This window comes from Streptomyces sp. CB00455 (assembly GCF_001905445.1).
Lineage (GTDB): Bacteria > Actinomycetota > Actinomycetes > Streptomycetales > Streptomycetaceae > Streptomyces.
The window spans coordinates 721,662-742,393 of the sequence record NZ_LIVQ01000003.1 but is presented as its reverse complement, the minus strand read 5'-3'; the positions used below and the strand labels follow the sequence as shown (position 1 = coordinate 742,393).

Below are 20,732 nucleotides of genomic sequence, written 5' to 3'. Positions count from 1 at the left end.
CGAGGAACGACATGCAGACCGCCAACAAGTTCTCCGTCTCCCGGTACGCGCCCGAGCGCGGGGCGATGGCCAAGCTCACGGCCCGTGACTCCGTCGTGCGCCGCCTCGACTGGCCGATACTCCTCGCCGCGCTCGCGCTGTCCTTCATCGGCTCCCTGCTGGTGTGGTCGGCGACCCGCAACCGGACCTCCCTGAACCAGGGGGACCCGTACTACTTCCTGCTGCGCCACGCCCTGAACACCGGCATCGGCCTCGTCCTGATGATCGGCACCATCTGGCTCGGCCACCGCACCCTGCGCGGCGCGGTCCCGGTCCTGTACGGGCTCTCGCTCGTGCTGATCCTGGCCGTGCTCACCCCGCTGGGCGCCACCATCAACGGCGCCCACGCCTGGATCGTCATCGGCGGCGGATTCTCCCTCCAGCCCTCCGAGTTCGTGAAGATCACGATCATCCTGGTCATGGCGATGCTGCTGGCCACCCGGGTGGACGCGGGGGACCTCGACCACCCCGACCACCGCACGGTCGTCAAGGCCCTGTGCCTGGCGGCCGCCCCCATGGGCATCGTCATGCTGATGCCCGACCTCGGCTCCGTCATGGTCATGGTCGTCATCGTCCTCGGCGTGCTGCTCGCCTCGGGCGCCTCCAACCGCTGGGTGCTCGGCCTGATCGGCTCGGGAGCCGCCGGAGCCATCCTGATCTGGCAGCTCGGCGTCCTCGACGAGTACCAGATCAACCGCTTCGCGGCCTTCGCCAACCCCGAACTCGACCCGGCGGGCGTCGGCTACAACACCAACCAGGCACGCATCGCCATCGGTTCGGGCGGCCTCTCGGGCTCCGGGCTCTTCAAGGGCTCCCAGACCACCGGTCAGTTCGTGCCGGAGCAGCAGACCGACTTCGTCTTCACGGTCGCGGGGGAGGAGCTCGGCTTCATCGGAGCCGGTCTGATCCTGGTGCTGCTGGGCATCGTGCTGTGGCGGGCCTGCATGATCGCCCGCGAGACCACCGAGCTCTACGGGACCATCGTGTGCGCCGGAATCATCGCCTGGTTCGCCTTCCAGTCCTTCGAGAACATCGGGATGACCCTCGGCATCATGCCCGTGGCCGGACTCCCGCTGCCCTTCGTCTCCTACGGGGGCTCGTCGATGTTCGCCGTATGGGTGGCCATCGGACTGCTCCAGTCGATCAAGGTGCAACGGCCTTTGTCGGCCTGATGCCCCGCTCGCTCTGCGCCGGTGGTCCGTGCGGGGCTAGATTCGGTCCATGGCGGACACCAAGCGGGAGATCGAGCGGAAATTCGAGTTCTCGAAGGCCGGTGAGGCCCGGCCCGAGATGCCGGACCTGGCGGGGACGGCCGCGATCGCGGCCGTCCGCGACCAGGGCACCGTCGAACTCGACGCCGTCTACTACGACACCCCCGACGGCCGGCTGGCCGCGGACGGCATCACCCTGCGCCGCAGGACCGGCGGCGAGGACGCCGGCTGGCACCTCAAACTGCCCGTCTCGGCGGGCGTCCGCGACGAGATCGGCGCCGAACCGGGCGACACCCTGCCGCCCTCCCTCGCGTCCCTGGTCCGCTCCCGGGTGCGCGGCGACGCCCTGGAACCCCGCGTCAGACTCCTGACCTCGCGCCGCGTCAGCCACCTGCTCGACGCCGACGGGGCCGTACTCGCCGAACTGTGCGCCGACGACGTCCTGGCCGAGCGGGACGGGGCCACCGCCGCCTGGACCGAGGTCGAGGTGGAACTCGCCGACGGGACCGACCCCAAACTGCTCGACGCGGTCGGCAAGACCTTCCGCAAGGCCGGACTCCGCGTGTCGGACGCCCCCTCGAAACTCGCCCGGGCCCTCGCGGAGACCGGGTTCGGGGAGGAGAGCCGGACCGGGGCAGGGGCAGCGGGTGGGACAGGAGCCGCCGAGACCGCTCCCGCGGACCGCCCCGCGACCGCCGCCGTCCCCGACGGCACGGCCGCGGCCCACGTCCTGGCCTACCTGCGCGAGCAGCGCGACGCCCTGGTCGCCCAGGACCCGGCGGTCCGGCGCGGCCTGCCGGACTCCGTCCACCAGATGCGGGTCGCCACCCGCCGACTGCGCAGCGCCTTCAAGACCTACCGCAAGGTGCTGGACCGCGAGGTCACCGACCCCCTCGGCGAGGAACTGCGCCTCCTGGCATCGGAACTCGGCGTCGAGCGCGACCAGGAGGTCCTGCACAAGCGCATCGCGACCCACCTCGACGAGCTCCCCGACACCCTGGTCCTGGGCCCGGCCCCCGCCCGGTTGCGGATCTGGGACGCCGCCGCCCACGCCGACTCCCGGCGACGGACCCTCGCGCACCTCGACAGCGAGCGCCACCTCCGCCTCCTGGACGGCATCGACGCACTGCTCGCCGACCCCCCGCTGCGCAAGGCCGCCATCCGGCCCGCCGAGAACGTCCTGCCCCAGGCGGTACTGCGCGACTACGACCGCCTCGCCGACCGGCTCGAAGGGGCGCTGGCCCAGAGCGCCGGCCACGAACGCGACCTGGCCCTGCACGCGGCACGCAAGGCGGCCAAACGCGCCCGCTACGCCGCGGAGGCGGCCGTCCCCGCCCTCGGCAAACCGGCGAAACACCTGGCCAAGGCCGTCAAGACGGTCCAGACCCTGCTCGGCGACCACCAGGACAGCGTCGTGGCCCGCGACGCCCTGCGCGCCCTCGCCGCCCAGGCCGACGGCGCCGGGGAGTCCGCCTTCACCTGGGGCCTGCTCCACGCCCGCGAGGAAGCCCTGGCCCAGCGGTACGAAGAGGACCTGTCCGACGTCTGGGACAAGGCCGCCTCACCGCGGCTGCGGGCCGCCCTGCGGTGATCACCGGGGCCGGGGACGGCCGGGGCTGGGGGTACGCTTGAAAGCTGCCCCCTGCCCGCTTCACGAAAGTCGCGTGATGACCGAATCGGTCTTCCCTCAGCTTGAGGCCCTGCTTCCGCATGTGCAGAAGCCCATCCAGTACGTCGGCGGCGAACTCAACTCCACCGTCAAGGAATGGGAGAGCTGCGACGTCCGCTGGGCGCTCATGTACCCGGACGCGTACGAAGTCGGGCTGCCCAACCAGGGCGTCATGATCCTCTACGAGGTGCTCAACGAACGCGAGGGCGTGCTCGCCGAGCGCACCTACAGCGTGTGGCCGGACCTCGAAGCCCTGATGCGCGAGCACCACGTGCCTCAGTTCACGGTCGACAGCCACCGCCCGGTCTCGGCCTTCGACGTCTTCGGCCTGTCCTTCTCCACGGAGCTGGGCTACACGAACATGCTCACGGCCCTGGACCTCGCGGGCATCCCGCTGGAGGCGAAGAACCGTACGGTCGACCACCCCATCGTGCTCGCGGGCGGCCACGCGGCCTTCAACCCGGAACCGATCGCGGAGTTCATCGACTGTGCGGTCATCGGCGACGGCGAGCAGGCCGTCCTCGACATGACCGAGATCATCCGCACGTGGAAGGCAGAAGGCCGCCCGGGCGGGCGCGAAGAGGTGCTCCTGCGCCTCGCGAAGACCGGCGGCGTCTACGTGCCGGGCTTCTACGACGTCGAGTACCTGCCGGACGGCCGCATCGGCCGCGTCGTCCCGAACCGCTCCGGCGTGCCGTGGCGCGTGTCCAAGCACACCGTCATGGACCTCGACGAGTGGCCCTACCCCAAGCAGCCCCTGGTCCCGCTCGCCGAGACCGTCCACGAGCGGATGTCCGTGGAGATCTTCCGCGGCTGCACCCGCGGCTGCCGTTTCTGCCAGGCCGGCATGATCACGCGTCCCGTACGGGAGCGAAGCATCACCGGCATCGGCGAAATGGTGGAGCGCGGCCTGAAGGCCACGGGCTTCGAGGAGGTCGGCCTCCTCTCGCTCTCCTCGGCGGACCACACCGAGATCGCGGACATCGCCAAGGGCCTGGCCGACCGCTACACGGACGACAAGGTGGGCCTGTCCCTCCCGTCGACCCGCGTGGACGCCTTCAATGTGGACCTCGCCAACGAGCTGACCCGCAACGGCCGCCGCTCCGGTCTGACCTTCGCCCCCGAGGGCGGCTCCGAGCGCATGCGCAAGGTCATCAACAAGATGGTCTCGGAAGAGGACCTGATCCGCACCGTCGCCACCGCCTACGGCAACGGCTGGCGCCAGGTGAAGCTGTACTTCATGTGCGGCCTGCCGACCGAGACCGACGACGACGTCCTGCAGATCGGCGACATGGCGGTCAACGTCATCGCCAAGGGCCGCGAGGTCTCCGGCCAGAACGACATCCGCTGCACCGTCTCCATCGGCGGTTTCGTGCCGAAGCCGCACACCCCCTTCCAGTGGGCGCCGCAGCTGTCGGCCGAGGAGACCGACGCCCGCCTGGGCAAGCTCCGCGACAAGATCCGCGCCGACAAGAAGTACGGCCGCTCCATCGGCTTCCGCTACCACGACGGCAAGCCGGGCATCGTCGAGGGCCTCCTCTCGCGCGGCGACCGCCGGATCGGCGACGTCATCCGCGCCGTGTACGAGTCGGGCGGCCGATTCGACGGCTGGCGCGAGCACTTCAGCTACGACCGCTGGATGGAGGCGGCGGAAAAGACCCTGCCCGCCCACGGCGTGGACGTGGCCTGGTACACCACCCGCGAGCGCACCTACGAGGAGGTCCTGCCCTGGGACCACCTGGACTCCGGCCTCGACAAGGACTGGCTCTGGGAGGACTGGCAGGACGCCCTCGACGAGACCGAGGTCGAGGACTGCCGCTGGACCCCGTGCTTCGACTGCGGCGTCTGCCCGCAGATGGACACGTCCATCCAAATCGGCCCCACGGGCAAGAAGCTGCTGCCGCTCACGGTCGTGAAGTGATTCCCGCCAGGTAACACCTCCGTATCGGAAGGCCCCCACCGCAACGGTGGGGGCCTTCCGTGCGTCGTTGGGGAACATGGTGAACGTGACGGAGGAACGCCCCCGCCCGGCAGCGGCGCACGACCAGGTGCCGGGGGCGGGTGGTGGGGGCTGCGTGTTCGCGATGGTCCGGATACCGGTCCGGATCGCAGCGGTGGTGATCGTGCTGCCCCTGCGCATGGCCTGGGACCTGCTGGTGCTCTGCGCGCGCGCCGCGCACCGCCGGGTGCTGCGCCCGGCCGGCGAGGCGGTGGCCCGGCTCCTCACCCGCATCCACCGGTACGTCCTGGCCCCGGTCGCCGCAGCGCTCGTCCTGCTGGTCCGGGGCACGGGAACGCTGCTGAGGTGGCTCGCCCTCGCCGCCTTCTACTGGCCGTGGTGGTCGCTGTGGCACTACGTCCTCGCCCCCGTCGGGGCCGCCCTGTGGCGCCGTCTGCTCGTCCCCGGCGCCGCCGCCCTCCACCGGTACCTGCTGCGGCCGCTCGGCCGGGGGCTCGAACGGGTGGTCCTGGCCGTGGCCCGGTACGTGCTGGTGCCGGCCCTGACCGGGCTCGCCCGGCTGCTCGCCGCCGGATGGCACCACCTGGTGGTCCGGCCCGCGCGCGGCCTCGCCTGGCTGGCGGTCGCGGTGTGGCGCCACGCCCTGGCCCCGCTCGGCCACGCTCTCGGCCTGCTGCTGCGCGGCATCGGGGCGGCGGCGCTCTGGACGGCCAGGGCGCTCTTCCTCTGGCCGTGGGCCGCCCTGTGGCGGTACGTCGTCCTGCCCGTCGCCGCCGGGGCGTACGGCTTCGTACTGCTTCCGCTCGCCCTCGGGCTGTACCGCCACGTCCTGACCCCCCTCGGGCACTTCCTCGCCGCCGCCTGGCACCTCGCCGGGCGCGTCAGCCGGGCCCTCGGGCGCGGACTGCTGCGGCTGTGGCGGGGCCTGGTCGTCCGGCCCGCCGCGTGGGTGCGCCGGCAGGTGCTCGTGCCGGCCGGGCACGCGGTCCGCGAGGTGTGGCGCACCGCCCGTCTCGCCGTCCGGGAAGCGCGGGCCTCCGTACGCCAGGCGCTCTTCGGTACTCCTCCCGGGGAACCGGCGAGGTCACGGACGCGTACTCTGGGTAGTACGACAGGCGCAGGCACATCGCCCGCTCCCGAGATCTCCCTGCACCAACGGCAGGGGTGAGCCGGGGGCAGGGCGTGGCCCGCAGGTCCCACAGACGCTCAGGGCGACGCGCGAGCCGCGGAGCCCCGCACAAGGAGAAGAACCACTGGGCAAGCGACAGCCCGAAGGCCCGCCTCCCGCACCGGTGGTGCAGCGCATCCGACTGCGCTACACCAAGCGCGGCCGCCTCCGGTTCACCAGTCACCGCGACTTCCAGCGCGCCTTCGAGCGTGCCCTGCGCCGCGCCGAGGTGCCGATGGCGTACTCGGCCGGCTTCACCCCGCACCCCCGCGTCTCGTACGCGAACGCCGCCCCGACCGGGACCGGCAGCGAGGCCGAGTACCTGGAGATCGCCCTCGCCGCACCGCGCGACCCCGGGAAGCTCCGGGAACTGCTCGACGAGTCGATGCCGGCCGGACTCGACATCATCGACGCCGTCGAGGCCCGCACCTCGGGCCTGGCCGACCGGCTCACGGCCTCCGTGTGGGAGCTGCGCCTGGACGGCGTGGAGCCCGCCGAGGCCGAGCGGGCCGTGGCGGCCTTCCTCGCCGCCGACACGGTGGAAGTGCAGCGCCGCACCAAGAACGGCATCCGGAATTTCGACACGCGCGGCGCCGTTGTCAGTCTCGTCACGCTTCCCGCCCAGGTTGATAGGCCCTCGGGCCAAGCCTGTGCGATACTGCGGCTGGTTGTTCGGCATCTGACACCTGCCGTGCGACCCGACGACGTCCTGTCCGGTCTCCGAGCTGTGGCCGACCTGGCGCCGCCGGTCCCCTCAGCGGTGACCAGGCTGGCGCAGGGGCTCTTCGACGAGGAGTCCGGCACGGTGACCGACCCGCTCGCGCCCGACCGCGAGGCTGACACGGCCGCCCCACCCACGGCCGCCGTAGCCGCCGACGCGAAGGCGCCGGAAGGTCCCGCCGCGTAGGGATCGTCGTTGTCGCGCAGCCCTGGGACTCGGGAGCCACCTGGGTCGGGCCGCGCACTGACCTGAAGACTTCCGCCAGGCCGTACGGACAACACACACGTACGGAACCGGCGGCCATGGACTAGAGCTCCCGTGTGGCGAACGCGCCCCGGAGGCCGGTTCCCCGCTCATCGCGCGGAACCGTGCCGGACCGGAAGTCAGCCGCGGCGCCCGGGAGCGTGACGGGAGAACCGCCCGCAATGCTCAACAACGAAAACGACACCACCACCGCCGGTAACGCCGACTCCGGCAGCCCCAGCGACAGCCTGCCTCCGCGCAGGCGCCGCCGCGCCGCCTCCCGGCCCGCCGGGCCGCCCGGCGCCACCGCCGCGGAAGCGACGGCCCAGGCCGCCGAGGCCGCCCCGGCCCCCGCGGAGGAGGCCGCTCCGGCCGCCGCCCCCGCTCGTACCCGCCGCCGTGCCACCCGCGCCGTGGCCGCTCCCGAGGCCCCGGCCGCCCAGGCCCCGGCCGTGGAGGACCCGGTCGTGGAGACTCCCGCCGCCGAGGCCGTGCCCGCCGCAGCCGAGGAGCCCGCTGCTCCCGCCCCGCGTGCCCGTCGCCGTGCCACCCGCGCCGTGACCGCCCCGGAGGGCCCGGCCGCCGCCGCCCCGGTGGCGCAGGAGACCGTCGCCGCCGCGGAGGCTCCCGCCGCAGCCGAGGAGCCCGCCGCTCCCGCCCCGCGTGCCCGTCGCCGCGCCACCCGCGCCGTGACCGCTCCCGAGGCCCCGGCCGCCGAGGCCCCGGTCGTGGAGGCCCCCGCCGCCGAGGCCGCGCCCGCCGCAGCCGAGGAGCCCGCTGCTCCCGCCCCGCGTGCCCGCCGCCGTGCCACCCGCGCCGTGACCGCTCCCGCCCCGGTGGCGCAGGAGACCGTCGCCGCCGCGGAGGCTCCCGCCGCCCAGGCCGCGCCCATGGTCGAGGAGGAGGCCGTGGCCGCTCCCGCCCCGCGTGCCCGCCGCCGTGCCACCCGCGCCGTCGCCGCTCCCGCTCCCGCCGCCGCCCCCGTCGTCGCCGACGAGGCCCCGGCCGTCGTGGAGGAGGCGCCCAAGGCCGCCGCCCGCGCCGTGACCGTCGCCGACGCCGTGGACTCCCCGAAGCGCGGCGGCCGCCGCCGCGCCACCCGCTCCGGATCCCCGGCCGCCACGCCGCAGCCCGCCGCCGAGCCCGAGGCGCCCGCCGCCCCGGGTCGCGGCCGCCGCGCCGCGCGTCCCGCCGTGGCCGTCTTCCAGGCCCCGGTCTTCGCCGAGCCGATGTTCCAGACCCCCGAGACCGCCGCCATGGCCGCCGCGGCCGCTGCCGCCGCCGGGGACGAGGACATCGAAGACGAGGAGATCGAGGCGCAGGCCGAGGCCACCCAGGCCCCCGCCCCGCAGCCCGCCGGCCGCCGCCGTCGCCGTGGCCGCGGCGCCGCCGAATCCGCTCCGGTCACCGAGTCCGCTCCGGTCTCGCTGCCCGAGGTGCTCGCCGAGGAGGAGCCGGAGGCCGAGGCCACCGAGCCCGACGAGGAGTTCGACGAGGGCGACGAGTCGGGCGAGCGCCCCTCGCGCCGCCGTCGCCGCGGCGGCCGCCGCCGCCGTCGCGGAGAGTCCGCCGACCTCGACGAGTCCGCCGAGGAGAACGAGGGCGAGGCCGAGACCGGGGCCACCGAGCACGAAGCCGACGAGGAGGACGACGAGGAGGCCGAAGAGGCCCTCGGTTCCAGCTCCAGCCGTCGCCGCCGCCGTCGCCGCCGCCGCAGCGGTGAGTCCGCCGCCGAGGCCGCCGAGACGGGCGACGAGGACGGCGTGCGCACCGTCGTCAAGGTCCGCGAGCCGCGTCCGGCCCGCGAGCGCGCCGAGTCGGCCTCCACCTCCTCCGACGAGGTGCAGTCCATCAAGGGCTCGACCCGCCTGGAGGCGAAGAAGCAGCGCCGCCGCGAAGGCCGCGAGCAGGGCCGCCGCCGCGTCCCGATCATCACCGAGGCCGAGTTCCTGGCCCGCCGCGAAGCCGTCGAGCGGGTGATGGTCGTCCGCCAGGCCGGCGAGCGCACCCAGATCGGCGTCCTCGAGGACAACGTGCTCGTCGAGCACTACGTCAACAAGGAAGAAGCCACCTCGTACGTCGGCAACATCTACCTGGGCAAGGTCCAGAACGTGCTGCCGTCGATGGAGGCCGCCTTCATCGACATCGGCAAGGGCCGCAACGCGGTCCTGTACGCCGGCGAGGTCAACTTCGAGGCGCTGGGCATGGCCAACGGCCCGCGCCGCATCGAGTCCGCCCTCAAGTCCGGCCAGTCGGTCCTGGTGCAGGTCACCAAGGACCCGATCGGCCACAAGGGCGCCCGCCTCACCAGCCAGGTCTCCCTGCCCGGCCGCTACCTGGTCTACGTGCCCGAGGGCTCGATGACCGGCATCAGCCGCAAGCTGCCCGACACCGAGCGCGCGCGCCTGAAGACCATCCTCAAGAAGATCGTCCCCGAGGACGCGGGCGTCATCGTGCGCACCGCCGCCGAGGGTGCGAGCGAGGACGAGCTGCGCCGCGACGTCGAGCGTCTGCAGGCCCAGTGGGAGGACATCCAGAAGAAGGCGAAGCAGATCTCGACCTCGTCGCCGAGCCTGCTGTACGGCGAGCCGGACATGACCGTCCGCGTCGTGCGCGACATCTTCAACGAGGACTTCTCGAAGGTCATCGTCAGCGGTGACAGCGCCTGGGAGACCATCCACGGCTACGTGCACCACGTGGCCCCGGACCTGGCCGACCGGCTCTCGCGCTGGACCTCCGAGGTCGACGTCTTCGCGACGTACCGGATCGACGAGCAGCTCGCCAAGGCGCTGGACCGCAAGGTGTGGCTGCCCTCGGGCGGCTCGCTCGTGATCGACAAGACCGAAGCGATGATCGTCATCGACGTCAACACCGGCAAGTTCACCGGTCAGGGCGGCAACCTCGAGGAAACCGTCACCAGGAACAATCTGGAGGCGGCCGAGGAGATCGTGCGCCAGCTGCGGCTGCGCGACCTCGGTGGCATCGTCGTCATCGACTTCATCGACATGGTCCTGGAGTCCAACCGCGACCTGGTCCTGCGGCGCATGCTGGAGTGCCTGGGCCGCGACCGCACCAAGCACCAGGTGGCCGAGGTCACCTCGCTGGGCCTGGTCCAGATGACCCGCAAGCGGGTGGGCCAGGGCCTGCTGGAGTCCTTCTCCGAGACCTGTGTCCACTGCAACGGGCGCGGTGTCATCGTCCACATGGAGACGCCGACCGCGGTCGGCGGCGGTGGCAAGCGCGCCAAGCGCCGTGGCGGCAAGCCGGAGTTCGACCAGCACGATCACGACCACGACGTCGACACCGCCGATGTCGACGTGGACGCCGACGTGGAGTTCGAGACCGAGGCCGAGGTGGCCGCCGAGGCCGCCGCGCCGCGGGCCCTGCCCGAGCCGGAGTTCGTCGCGGACGAGGAGCTGTACGGCTCCCCGGCCGAGGCCGAGGCCGCAGCAGGCCTGAGCGGCCGCCGCAACCGCCGCCGCGCCACCCGCAAGGCGACCGCTCCGGCGGGCGCCCCGCGCACCATCGCGGCCCAGGTCCGGGAATCGGCTCCCGCGGCAGAGCCCGTGGAACCGCTCGCCGAGCCCGTGGCCGCGCCGGTCGCCGAGCCCGCCGACACGGTCCTGGAGCCGGCCCCCGAGGTCGTCGCCGGGCTCGCGGAGGCCGCGGAGCCGGCCCCGGCCGCCCCGGTCGAGGAGGCGCCGAAGGGCCGCACGCGTCGCCGCGCGACCCGTAAGGCCACCGCCCCGGCGGGTGCCCCGGCCCCGGCGGCCGAGGCGGCCCCCGAGCCGGTCGTCGTGCCGGAGCCGGAGCCCGCTGTGGAGCCCGAGCCGGCCGTCGCCGAGCCCGAGCCCGTCGCCGTGGCCGAGGAGGCCCCCGTCGCGGATGCCGCCCCGGCCCGTCCGCGCCGCCGTGCCACCCGCAAGGCCACCGCACCGGCCGGTTCCCCGGCCGGTGCGGCCGAGGCCGCCGTGGTGGTCGTGGAGGCCGCCGCCGAGGCACCCGCCGCCGCCCCGGCACCCGCCGCCGAGGCTCCGGCCGAGGAGGAGGCCGCCCCGGCCAAGAAGGCCGCCAGGAAGGCTCCGGCCAAGAAGGCGACCACGGCGAAGAAGGCCACCACCGCCAAGAAGGCGACCGCGGCCAAGAAGACCGTGGCCAAGAAGGCGGCCACGACCAAGAAGACCGTGGCGAAGCGGGCGACGAAGAAGACCGCGGCGGCCGAGCAGCAGACGCCGCCGTCCGTCTCGGCTGCGGCCGACGAAGCCTGATCCGCTCCATGACCGTGGGCTCCGCCGCGAGGCGGGGCCCACGGCCGTGCGGGACCCGGTTTGACCCCCTGGAACCGGCCCCGTAACCTAAACCGTCGGCATGCCTATACGAATACCGTTTGGCGCGTGCCGCGCTCCTGAGCACCTTCCTCCCGCCCCGTGCGCGCAAGCGCCGTACGGGAGAGGCCGCTCGTCCAATCCGGATCAGCGCCGGTCCCGTCCCACGGAGGGGCCCGGCTGAGCGGCTGGCTTCAGGAGTATCCGTCCCGAGTGAGAGAGAGATCCGCGTGTACGCCATCGTGCGCAGCGGTGGTCGCCAGCACAAGGTTGCTGTCGGCGACATCGTTGAAGTTGACAAGATTTCCACTGCCAAGGTTGGCGACACGGTCGAGCTCTCGACCCTGCTCGTTGTCGACGGCGAAGCCGTGACCAGCGACCCGTGGGTCCTGGCCGGCATCAAGGTCACGGCCGAGATCGTGGACCACCACAAGGGCGCCAAGATCGACATCCTGCGCTACAAGAACAAGACCGGCTACCGCCGTCGCCAGGGTCACCGCCAGCAGTACACGGCGATCAAGGTCACCGGTATCCCCGCGGCTGCGAAGTAAGAGGGACTGAGACATGGCACACAAGAAGGGCGCATCGTCCACCCGGAACGGGCGCGACTCCAATGCCCAGCGGCTCGGCGTGAAGCGCTTCGGCGGTCAGGTCGTCTCCGCCGGCGAGATCCTCGTCCGCCAGCGCGGCACCCACTTCCACCCGGGTTCGGGTGTCGGTCGTGGTGGCGACGACACGCTGTTCGCGCTGCAGGCCGGTTCGGTCGAGTTCGGCACGCACCGTGGCCGCAAGGTCGTCAACATCGTTCCGGCCGCCTGATCCAGCTCCGGCTGATCGAGCGTACGTAACTTCCCGAGGGCGGATCTCAGCTCTTCCCGGCACAGGCCGGGAAGAGAGGTCCGCCCTCGGCGCGTTGTCACAGAGACACGTTTACCGGGCAGCAAGGCCTGCCCGGGACATTCCCGTATGTATCTGGAGGAACACCCATGACCACCTTCGTGGACCGCGTCGAGCTGCACGTCGCCGCGGGTAACGGGGGCCACGGCTGCGCCTCCGTTCACCGGGAGAAGTTCAAGCCGCTCGGCGGCCCCGACGGCGGCAACGGCGGTCGTGGCGGCGATGTGATCCTGGTCGTGGAGCAGGCGGTCACCACGCTGCTCGACTACCACCACAGCCCCCACCGCAAGGCCACCAACGGCAAGCCCGGCGAGGGCGGCAACCGCTCCGGCAAGGACGGCCAGGACCTGGTCCTGCCCGTCCCGGACGGCACCGTCGTCCTCGACAAGCAGGGCAACGTCCTCGCCGACCTCGTCGGCCAGGGCACCACCTACGTGGCCGCCGAGGGCGGCCGCGGCGGCCTCGGCAACGCCGCGCTCTCCTCGGCCCGCCGCAAGGCCCCCGGCTTCGCGCTCCTCGGTGTCCCCGGCACCACCGGCGACATCGTCCTGGAGCTCAAGACCGTCGCCGACGTGGCGCTGGTCGGCTTCCCGAGCGCCGGCAAGTCCTCGCTGATCTCGGTGCTCTCCTCCGCCAAGCCCAAGATCGCGGACTACCCCTTCACCACCCTGGTCCCGAACCTGGGCGTGGTCACGGCCGGCTCGACCGTCTACACCATCGCCGACGTCCCGGGCCTGATCCCCGGCGCCAGCCAGGGCCGCGGCCTCGGCCTGGAGTTCCTGCGCCACGTCGAGCGCTGCTCGGTGCTCGTGCACGTGCTGGACACCGCCACCCTGGAGTCCGACCGCGACCCGGTCGCGGACCTGGACGTCATCGAGGAAGAGCTCAGGCTCTACGGCGGGGGCCTGGAGAAGCGCCCGCGCCTCGTCGTCCTCAACAAGGTCGACATCCCGGACGGCCAGGAGCTCGCCGACATGGTCCGCCCGGACCTGGAGGCGCGCGGCTACAAGGTCTTCGAGGTCTCCGCGGTCGCCCGTACGGGCTTGAAGGAACTCTCGTATTTCCTCGCCGAAGTCATCGCCAAGGCCCGGGCCCGCAAGCCGAAGGAGGAGGCGACCCGCATCGTCATCCGCCCCAAGGCCGTGGACGACTCCGGTTTCACCGTGACCTACGACGAGGCCGAGGACGTCTACAACGTGCGCGGCGAGAAGCCGGAGCGCTGGGTGCGCCAGACCGACTTCAACAACGACGAGGCCGTGGGCTACCTGGCCGACCGGCTGAGCCGCCTCGGTGTCGAGGACGCGCTGAAGAAGGCCGGCGCTCGCGCCGGCGACGGCGTGGCCATCGGCTCCGACGAGAACGCGGTCGTCTTCGACTGGGAGCCGACCATGATGGCCGGCGCCGAGATGCTGGGCCGCCGCGGTGAGGACCACCGCATGGAGGCCCCGCGCCCGGCCACGCAGCGCCGCAAGGAGAAGGAAGCCACGCGCGGGGACTCGGCCCAGCAGGAATACGACGAATTCCGGCCGTTCTAGTCGCCTCCCGGCCGGGGCGCCGGGGCGGCTTTGAAGGCGCCTTTACACCGGTCGCCTAGGATCCTTCGGGTGAACAGCACCAACCTCCCCACCGTTTCCGTCGTGGTGATCGCGTACAACGACGCCGGGCTCGTGGGCGAGGCCGTCTCCTCGGCCCTCGCCCAGGGCCCGGTGGTCGCCGAGGTCATCGCCGTGAACGACGCCTCGTCCGACGGCACCGCGCGGGTGCTGGACGAGCTGGCCGCCGCACACCCCCGCCTCAAGGTCGTGCACCGCACGCACAACAGCGGGGGCTGCGGCACCCCGCGCAACGACGGGATCGCCCTCGCGAGCGGCCAGTACGTGCTCTTCCTCGACAGCGACGACATCCTGCCCCCGGGCGCGGCCGAGGCGCTGGTGCGCGCCGCCGCGGAGCACCGCGCCCCGGTCACCGTCGGCGCCGCCGTGCGGCGCGAGCTGCCCCAGCACCACGACGTGCCGTGGATGCCGGGCCTCTACACACCGGGCGATGTCATCGAGCGACCCGCGGACCGCCCCGAGCTGGTCCGGGACACCCTCTGCGTCAACAAGCTGTACGAACGCGCCTTCCTGGAGGAGCACGCGCTGCGCTTCCCCGACGGCCGGTTCGTCTACGAGGACTTCGTCTTCACCGCCCGCGTGCTGGCGGCCGCCCCGCGCATCGCCGTCGTCGACGACCTCGTCTACGTCTGGCACGTGCGCCGCGGCGCCGCCCAGGTGTCGATCTCCCTGGACCGCAAGGACGTCGGGAACTGGCGCGCGCGCATCGAGGCCCACCGCACGGCCTCCCGCACCCTGGCGGCCGCCTCCCCGCGGCTGGGCAGCGCCTGCCAGGTGAAGTTCCTGGAGTACGACCTGCGCATGTACCTGCGCGAGATCGGCACGGACCCGCAGTACCAGGCCGCCTGGTGGGACCTCACCCGCTCCTACGTCGCCACCTTCGCCGAGGCCGACATCGAGGCCGCCGCGGCCCACGCCCGCTGGATCGTACGGGTGCTGCGGGCCACCCCGGTCCCGCCCGGCGACATCGAGCGGCTGAGCCGGCTGGCCGCGGAGCCGCCGCGGCTGCTGCCCCCCTACGCGGCCGCCGCCGACGGGACACCGGTGTGGAGCGAGGAGCTCCCGGTGGTGCTCGACGGACTGGCCGGGCTGCCGACCGCCGAACTCCCGCTGACCGCCGACGCCGAGCCCGCCGGCCGCACGGCCGTCCGCATCCACCTGCACGACCTGTACGGGCGCCTCGCCGAGGCCGGACCGCACACCGCGCAGCTGCGCTTCCTGCCGCGCGCGGGCGGGGAGCCCGTCCTGGCCCAGCCGGTCGAGCTGCGCCCCGGCCGCGACGGCGGCTGGGTCGCTCTGCTGCCCTTCCGCCTCGCCGACGTGGCCGCCACTGGCCGCCGTCGGGGACTGCGCCGGATGCAGGCGTGGAACGTGGGGGTGGTCGTGCAGTGCGCGGACGGCACCTCCGTGTTCACCTCGCTGCGCCCCCGGGGCCGGCTGCTGCGCCGCCGCGCCCTGCCCAGCAGCCGGTACGGCGTCCTGCTGGCGCAGCCGTACCGGACGGGAGCCGGCGCCCTCGCGCTGCGCCTCGCGCCCGGCGCCGAGGGCGCGCTGTACCTCGTACGCAACCGCCTCCACCGGGCCCGGGCGGCCCACGGGTCGGGCTGACGGCCTCATCGGCACCGCAGCACTTCCCACACCGAAGTCGGACAGGACCAGGGAGATACACATGACGTTTCTGATCACCGGTGGCGCCGGGTACATCGGCGCACACGTCGTCCGGGCGATGCTGCTCGCGGGGGAGAAGGTGGTCGTCCTCGACGACCTCTCCACGGGCAAGGAGGACCGTGTCCCGGAGGGCGTACCGCTGGTGATCGGCTCGGTCCTGGACCGGCTGGTGCTGGACAAGACCATCGCCGAGCACAAGATCACCGGTGTGGTGCACCTCGCGGGCAAGAAGCAGGTCGGCGAGTCCGTCGAGAAGCCGCTGTACTACTACCAGGAGAACGTGCAGGGTCTGACCGTCCTGCTCCAGGCCGTGGCGGACGCGGGCGTCCGCAACTTCCTCTTCTCCTCCTCCGCCTCCGTCTACGGCATGCCCGACGTGGACCTGGTCACCGAGGACACCCCGTGCGCGCCGCTGAGCCCGTACGGCGAGACGAAGCTGGCCGGCGAGTGGCTGGTGCGGGCCGCCGGCAGGGCGCACGGCATCTCGACCGCCTGCCTGCGCTACTTCAACGTGGCGGGCGCCGCGACCCCCGAGCTCGCCGACACGGGCGTCTTCAACCTCGTTCCGATGGTCTTCGAGCGTTTCGACGCCGGCCAGGGCGCCAAGATCTTCGGCGACGACTACCCGACCCCGGACGGCACCTGCATCCGCGACTACATCCACGTCGAGGACCTCGCCGAGGCCCATGTGGCGGCCGCCCACAAGCTCGCCGAATGGGCCGCGAGCGGTGATCACAAGGACCTGACCGTCAACATCGGGCGAGGTGAGGGCGTCTCCGTCCTGGAGATGGTCGAGCTGCTGAACGGCGGCACGGGCCACGACCACCCGCCGGTCATCACCCCCCGCCGCCCCGGCGACCCGGCGAAGGTCGTCGCCTCCGCCGACCGCATCGCGAGTGAGCTCGGCTGGAAGGCCCGCCGCGACGTCCGCGAGATGGTCGTCTCCGCGTGGGCCGGCTGGGAAGCCAACCGCAAGGGCTGACACGGCCCTGCGCGGGAGCGCCCGCCCCGGACGCATCCGGGGCGGGCGCTCCCGCGCAGGCGACGGGGCCGGTCAGCGCTGGAGGAAGGCGAACAGCGCTTCCCACCGGTCGGTGATCTCGGCGCTGGAATAGCGCTGCACCGAGTGAAAAGCGGTGTCGCCCAGCCGGTCGCGCAGGTCGCGATCCGACATGAGCGCGTGCAGGTGGCCGGCCAGCTCCATGGTGTTGCCCAGGCGCGCCAGCAGTCCGTCCTCGCCGTGCTCGACGATCTCCCGCACGCCGGGCGCGCAGTCGAAGGCGGCCACCGGCACGCCCGCGGCCATCGCCTCCAGCAGGGTGATCGGGAACCCCTCCGCCCGGGATGCCTGCGCGAAGACCGAGGCCCCGCGCAGCGCGCCCAGCACGTCATCGGTGCTGCCCATCCACTGGACCGAGTCGTCCAGCCCCAGCGAGGTGCAGTGCGCCCGCAGCACCGGCTCCTCCAGGCCCGCCCCGTAGATCCGCAGGACCCAGTCGGGGTGCAGCGGCGCGGCGTCCGCCCACGCGTCGAGGAGCAGGTCGACGCCCTTCTCGAAGGCCAGGCGGCCGACGCTGGCGACGACCTTCTCGGTGCGCGGTGCCGGGGCCGGCGGCATGAAGGGCAGCGGGTTCGGCATGCTCCCGACGTTCTCCATGCCGGCCCGGATCCACAGGTCCGCGTCCTCGGCCGTCAGCACCAGCAGCCGGTCGACCTCGCGGTAGTGGCGGCGGACCCGCTCGCCCCGCGTGGACTTCTGGCTCGCCTCGAAGGACTCGTGGCTCATGCCGATGACGCTGAGCCCCTTGGTGTCGGCGAGGGCCACCCACTCCATCGCCCAGACCTGCGTGACGATGACGACGCCACCCGGACGCGCGGCGCGCAGCAGCTCGCTCAGCTTCTCCGCCTTGGCCCGCATCCCTGCCCGCCGGGCCGCCTGGCGGCGCCGCTCGGGCGCGTTCAGCCGGCCCTTGATCCCGCGCAGCCGGCGCGCGGCCGGCGGGTGGGAGTCGTAGAGCGTGGTCATCTCGTACGGCAGGTCCCGCGGCAGCTTCTGGCGGATCTCCTCGGCGACCGGGGCGATGCCGACGATGTGCACCCTGTGCCCGCGCTCGGTGAACAGCCGGGCCATCTGGTGCGACCAGGTGGTCACGCCGCCGAGCTCGTCGACGTTGTTGGAGACGAGGAAGATGTCACGGCCGCCCGGGGTGGCGGTCTGCTGGCTCACTTGCCGCTCCTGGTGAAGAACTTCTCGACGATCTGGCGGGCCGCGTCCCCGCGGTCGTACTCGCCGAACTCGGTGAGGAAGCGCTGGCGCGCCTCGGCGTACTTCGTGTCCGCCTCCTCGAAGACGGAGAGGGCCTGCAGGAGCTCGTCCGCCGTGGCCACCACCGGGCCCGGGGCCTTCTCCTTCAGGTCGAAGTACGTGCCGCGGATGTCCGTGGCGTACTTCTCGTAGTCGTACGCGAAGAACAGCATCGGCCGGTCCAGTACCGCGTAGTCGAACATCACGGACGAGTAGTCGGTGATCAATCCGTCCGCCAGGGTCAGCAGCGGGGTGATGTCGTGGTGCCGGGACACGTCGATCACCCGGCCCGCGACCGAGGGCGGCAGCGAGACGCTGTTGAGGTAGTGCGTGCGCACCAGCAGCGTGAAGCGGTCGCCGAGCCGGTCGGCGAACTCCTCCACGTCGAAGGGGAAGGCGAAGCCCTCGACCGCGCCGTCCGCCCCGGCCCGGAAGGTCGGCGCGTACAGCAGCACCGTCTTGTCCGGGTCGATGCCCAGCTCGGCCGCCAGCGGACCGCGTACCCGCTCGCCGCTCTGCGCCTCCGCCCGCTGCGCCTCGACGAGGGCGTCATTGCGCGGGTAGCCCGTGCGCAGCAGCACCTCGTCGCGCAGCCGGAAGGCCTTGGCCAGGGTGCGGGCGTCGTGCTCGGAGCGGATCAGGAAGTGGTCGAAGCGGTCGACGGCCGCCTGGAAGCGGGCCTGGCCGACGCGGCCCTGCGCCTTGGTGCGCGGCTCGTGGAAGCCCATCCGCTTGAGCGCGGAGCCGTGCCAGGTCTGGATGTAGGTCGTCCCGGGGCGCTTGGCGAGCGCCAGCGGGAAGCCCTGGTTGTCGACCCAGTACTCGGCCTGGGCCAGCGCGCGCAGGTAGGCCCAGCTCCAGCGGCGCACCAGGGTGGCCTCTTTGGGGAAGCCGGTGGGCTTGCCCGCGTACGACCAGATCGCCTCGAAGGGGGCTCCCTGGCGCACCAGCTCCTCATAGATCGCCTTGGGGCTGTCGCTGTACTGCTTGCCCATGTGGCTCTCGAAGACGACCGTGCCCTTCTTGACGGGCAGCTTCGAGAAGACCTCGTGGTAGAGCTTGACCTTCTGCTCGCCCGAACCCATGCCGCGGCGGACCCGCAGGGCCTTGCGCAGGCCCCGCTTGACCACGTTGGCGGCCTTGCCGTGTATGGCGTTGTTGATCAGGCTCTGGGTGCGGACGGCGGCGGCGCTCTGGGCGGTCAGGACGTAGGAGAGGTTGCCCTTCTTGGTGACCTCCGGTGCGAAGCGGTCGGAGACCAGCCGGCTCAGGCGAGGCCGCACCCGCAGGCGGGCCGCCGACTCCAGGTCGACGCCGCCGACGGAGACGCGGGTGGTGATCCGGTCCGTCCCGGCGGTCAGCTTCAGCCGGACGTCCCAGACGGCGTCGATGATGCCGAGGGGGCGGACGGTGCCGGCGATGTCGGCCGTGCCGGTCCACTCGATCGTGTCACCGGCGTGCCGCACGGTTGCCACCGGGAAGCTGAAGGAACGCACCCCGATCTGCCGGCGGGCCCGGAACTCCAGCGACGCCTTGAGCTCGACGTCGGGCCGGATCCGGCCGAGCGGATTGACCACGGCCCCCGACAGCGTGACGGTGCCGCGCCCGTCGTCCTCGTAGGAGGTCAGGCGGTTGCCCAGCTGGAGCGCGGGGAGGGGGGTGGTGTGGAAGCCCTGGTCGGTGACGTCCAGTATCCGGCGGGCCTCGGCGTCGTCGAGGTGCCGGGCGCACCAGTAGATCCGGCCGTCGCGCTCGGCGAGCGGGGAGGAGAGCCGGCCCTTGTTGGTCATGGCGTCGGCGGCCGGGATCAGGTTGTCCCAGTCCTCCTTGCCGAGCAGGTAGGCGCAGATGGCCTGGAGGTAGGTGACGCACTCGTACGCGGCCGGGTCGATGCCGGCGAGGTAGCCGTTGGCCAGCCGGGCGAACTCCTGCCGGTAGGCGTCGCCCAGCAGGGGCAGGTCGCGCAGGTGCAGGACCAGGTCGTGCTTGAGGAACTTGGCGTCCTTCGCGGACTTGATGTCCGTGTGGCCCTTGGCCGCCAGCAGCTCGTCGACGCGCCGGTGGATCTCCATCCGGTGGACGAAGTTCGCGATCTCGTGGCGCCGGTTGCTGATCGACTTGGACGCCGACTTCTCGACCACGTTCCAGAAGTAGACGTGGTTGGGGATCAGGGTGATGCGGCGCGCGGCGACGTACGCCTGCGCCGAGAAGAGCAGGTCCTCGTAGTGGATGCCCACCGGGAATTCCAGGCCCTGCTCCAGCAGGAACGCGCGCCGGTAGCACTTGTTCGTGGAGAGGGTGTCGTAGACCAGCAGGTCGGGGAATTCGGTGATCGACTCCAGCGTGCGCGTGCGCGAGTAGATCCAGGGGTACCACTCGGTGGTCTTGCCCCACCGGTTGTCCAGGTGCACGCGCACGCACATGCCCGAGACCAGGTCCGAGCCGGTGCGCTCGGCGGCGTCCAGCATGTTCCGGCAGGCGTTGCGCTCCAGTACGTCGTCGCTGTCCAGGAACATGACGTACGCACCCGTGGCCTGCTGGATGCCGTGGTTGCGGGGAGCGCCGCAGCCGCCGCTGTTCTCGGGCAGCCGGAAGGCGCGCACTCTCCCCGGATGCGCGGACTCCAGTTCCTGGGCGACCGCATAGGAGCGGTCCTGGCTGCAGTCGTCGACGATCACGACTTCGACCCCGTGCAGGGTCTGGTCCAAAACCGACTGGACTGCTGTCGACAGACGCTCTGCGTCGTTGTAGACGATGACGACCACGGAGACGTCGGGCACGTGCACCTCGATCCCTTCGTTTCGTTTCGTTCCGCTCATTCCGCTTATCCCGTCAAAGCTACCGTGCGCCGCACTGGACTCCGGCAGGCCGACCGTCGGCGTGCATACTTCTTGGGAAGAGGTGAGTGGCGGG

General features: G+C 72.4%; 13 protein-coding genes. 11 read left to right on the top strand and 2 right to left on the bottom strand.

Annotated elements, in window-relative coordinates; all coding sequences use genetic code 11:
* Positions 1–11: 11 nt before the first annotated feature.
* The 11 genes from rodA (at position 12) to galE (ending at position 16,496) form a co-directional block, all read left to right on the top strand.
* Positions 12–1,211: a rod shape-determining protein RodA gene (gene rodA / locus AMK16_RS15880; RefSeq protein WP_073915108.1), complete on the top strand. Its 1,200-nt coding sequence runs from the start codon at positions 12–14 to the stop codon at positions 1,209–1,211.
* 49 nt (positions 1,212–1,260) lie between these two features.
* The gene (locus AMK16_RS15875) at positions 1,261–2,841 is read left to right on the top strand and encodes a CYTH and CHAD domain-containing protein (RefSeq protein ID WP_073915105.1); all 1,581 of its coding nucleotides are present in this window, start codon (positions 1,261–1,263) and stop codon (positions 2,839–2,841) included.
* Between the two features lie 73 nt (positions 2,842–2,914).
* Positions 2,915–4,840: a TIGR03960 family B12-binding radical SAM protein gene (locus AMK16_RS15870; protein ID WP_199885445.1), complete on the top strand. Its 1,926-nt coding sequence runs from the start codon at positions 2,915–2,917 to the stop codon at positions 4,838–4,840.
* Positions 4,841–4,925: 85 nt separating this feature from the next.
* Positions 4,926–6,047 carry a hypothetical protein gene (locus AMK16_RS15865; RefSeq protein WP_143196820.1) on the top strand — a complete coding sequence of 374 codons (1,122 nt, stop codon included), beginning with the start codon at positions 4,926–4,928 and terminating at the stop codon, positions 6,045–6,047.
* A 127-nt stretch (positions 6,048–6,174) separates the two neighbouring features.
* Complete coding sequence (locus AMK16_RS15860; protein WP_073916156.1) at positions 6,175–6,954, top strand: TIGR03936 family radical SAM-associated protein; 780 nt, start codon at positions 6,175–6,177, stop codon at positions 6,952–6,954.
* A 239-nt stretch (positions 6,955–7,193) separates the two neighbouring features.
* On the top strand, positions 7,194–11,279 hold the full coding sequence (locus tag AMK16_RS15855; RefSeq protein ID WP_073915096.1) for an Rne/Rng family ribonuclease: 4,086 nt from the start codon (positions 7,194–7,196) through the stop codon (positions 11,277–11,279).
* A 287-nt stretch (positions 11,280–11,566) separates the two neighbouring features.
* The gene (gene rplU, locus AMK16_RS15850; protein WP_030384677.1) at positions 11,567–11,887 is read left to right on the top strand and encodes a 50S ribosomal protein L21; all 321 of its coding nucleotides are present in this window, start codon (positions 11,567–11,569) and stop codon (positions 11,885–11,887) included.
* A gap of 13 nt (positions 11,888–11,900) precedes the next feature.
* On the top strand, positions 11,901–12,155 hold the full coding sequence (rpmA, locus tag AMK16_RS15845; protein ID WP_030013081.1) for a 50S ribosomal protein L27: 255 nt from the start codon (positions 11,901–11,903) through the stop codon (positions 12,153–12,155).
* A 167-nt stretch (positions 12,156–12,322) separates the two neighbouring features.
* The gene (gene obgE / locus AMK16_RS15840; protein ID WP_073915093.1) at positions 12,323–13,768 is read left to right on the top strand and encodes a GTPase ObgE; all 1,446 of its coding nucleotides are present in this window, start codon (positions 12,323–12,325) and stop codon (positions 13,766–13,768) included.
* A 69-nt stretch (positions 13,769–13,837) separates the two neighbouring features.
* Positions 13,838–15,454 carry a glycosyltransferase family 2 protein gene (locus AMK16_RS15835; RefSeq protein ID WP_073915090.1) on the top strand — a complete coding sequence of 539 codons (1,617 nt, stop codon included), beginning with the start codon at positions 13,838–13,840 and terminating at the stop codon, positions 15,452–15,454.
* A gap of 61 nt (positions 15,455–15,515) precedes the next feature.
* Entirely contained in the window at positions 15,516–16,496 is a 981-nt protein-coding gene (gene galE / locus AMK16_RS15830; protein WP_073915087.1) for a UDP-glucose 4-epimerase GalE, read from the top strand.
* Between the two features lie 72 nt (positions 16,497–16,568).
* On the opposite strand, the gene AMK16_RS15825 is transcribed toward galE, so the two are convergent.
* Positions 16,569–17,741 carry a glycosyltransferase gene (locus AMK16_RS15825; protein WP_073915084.1) on the bottom strand — a complete coding sequence of 391 codons (1,173 nt, stop codon included), beginning with the start codon at positions 17,739–17,741 and terminating at the stop codon, positions 16,569–16,571.
* A complete protein-coding gene (locus AMK16_RS15820; RefSeq protein ID WP_242438740.1) occupies positions 17,738–20,638 on the bottom strand; it encodes a bifunctional glycosyltransferase/CDP-glycerol:glycerophosphate glycerophosphotransferase in 2,901 nt (966 codons plus the stop codon). Before AMK16_RS15820 ends, AMK16_RS15825 begins: the two co-directional genes overlap by 4 nt.
* Between the last annotated feature and the right edge of the window lie 94 nt (positions 20,639–20,732).

Bases quoted from the DNA above. Each gene is read 5' to 3' on its own strand.
- rodA (WP_073915108.1), top strand. From the start codon at position 12: ATGCAGACCGCCAACAAGTTCTCCGTCTCCCGGTACGCGCCCGAGCGC.
- AMK16_RS15875 (WP_073915105.1), top strand. From the start codon at position 1,261: ATGGCGGACACCAAGCGGGAGATCGAGCGGAAATTCGAGTTCTCGAAG.
- AMK16_RS15855 (WP_073915096.1), top strand. From the start codon at position 7,194: ATGCTCAACAACGAAAACGACACCACCACCGCCGGTAACGCCGACTCC.
- rpmA (WP_030013081.1), top strand. From the start codon at position 11,901: ATGGCACACAAGAAGGGCGCATCGTCCACCCGGAACGGGCGCGACTCC.
- obgE (WP_073915093.1), top strand. From the start codon at position 12,323: ATGACCACCTTCGTGGACCGCGTCGAGCTGCACGTCGCCGCGGGTAAC.
- galE (WP_073915087.1), top strand. From the start codon at position 15,516: ATGACGTTTCTGATCACCGGTGGCGCCGGGTACATCGGCGCACACGTC.
- AMK16_RS15820 (WP_242438740.1), bottom strand. From the start codon at position 20,638: ATGAGCGGAACGAAACGAAACGAAGGGATCGAGGTGCACGTGCCCGAC.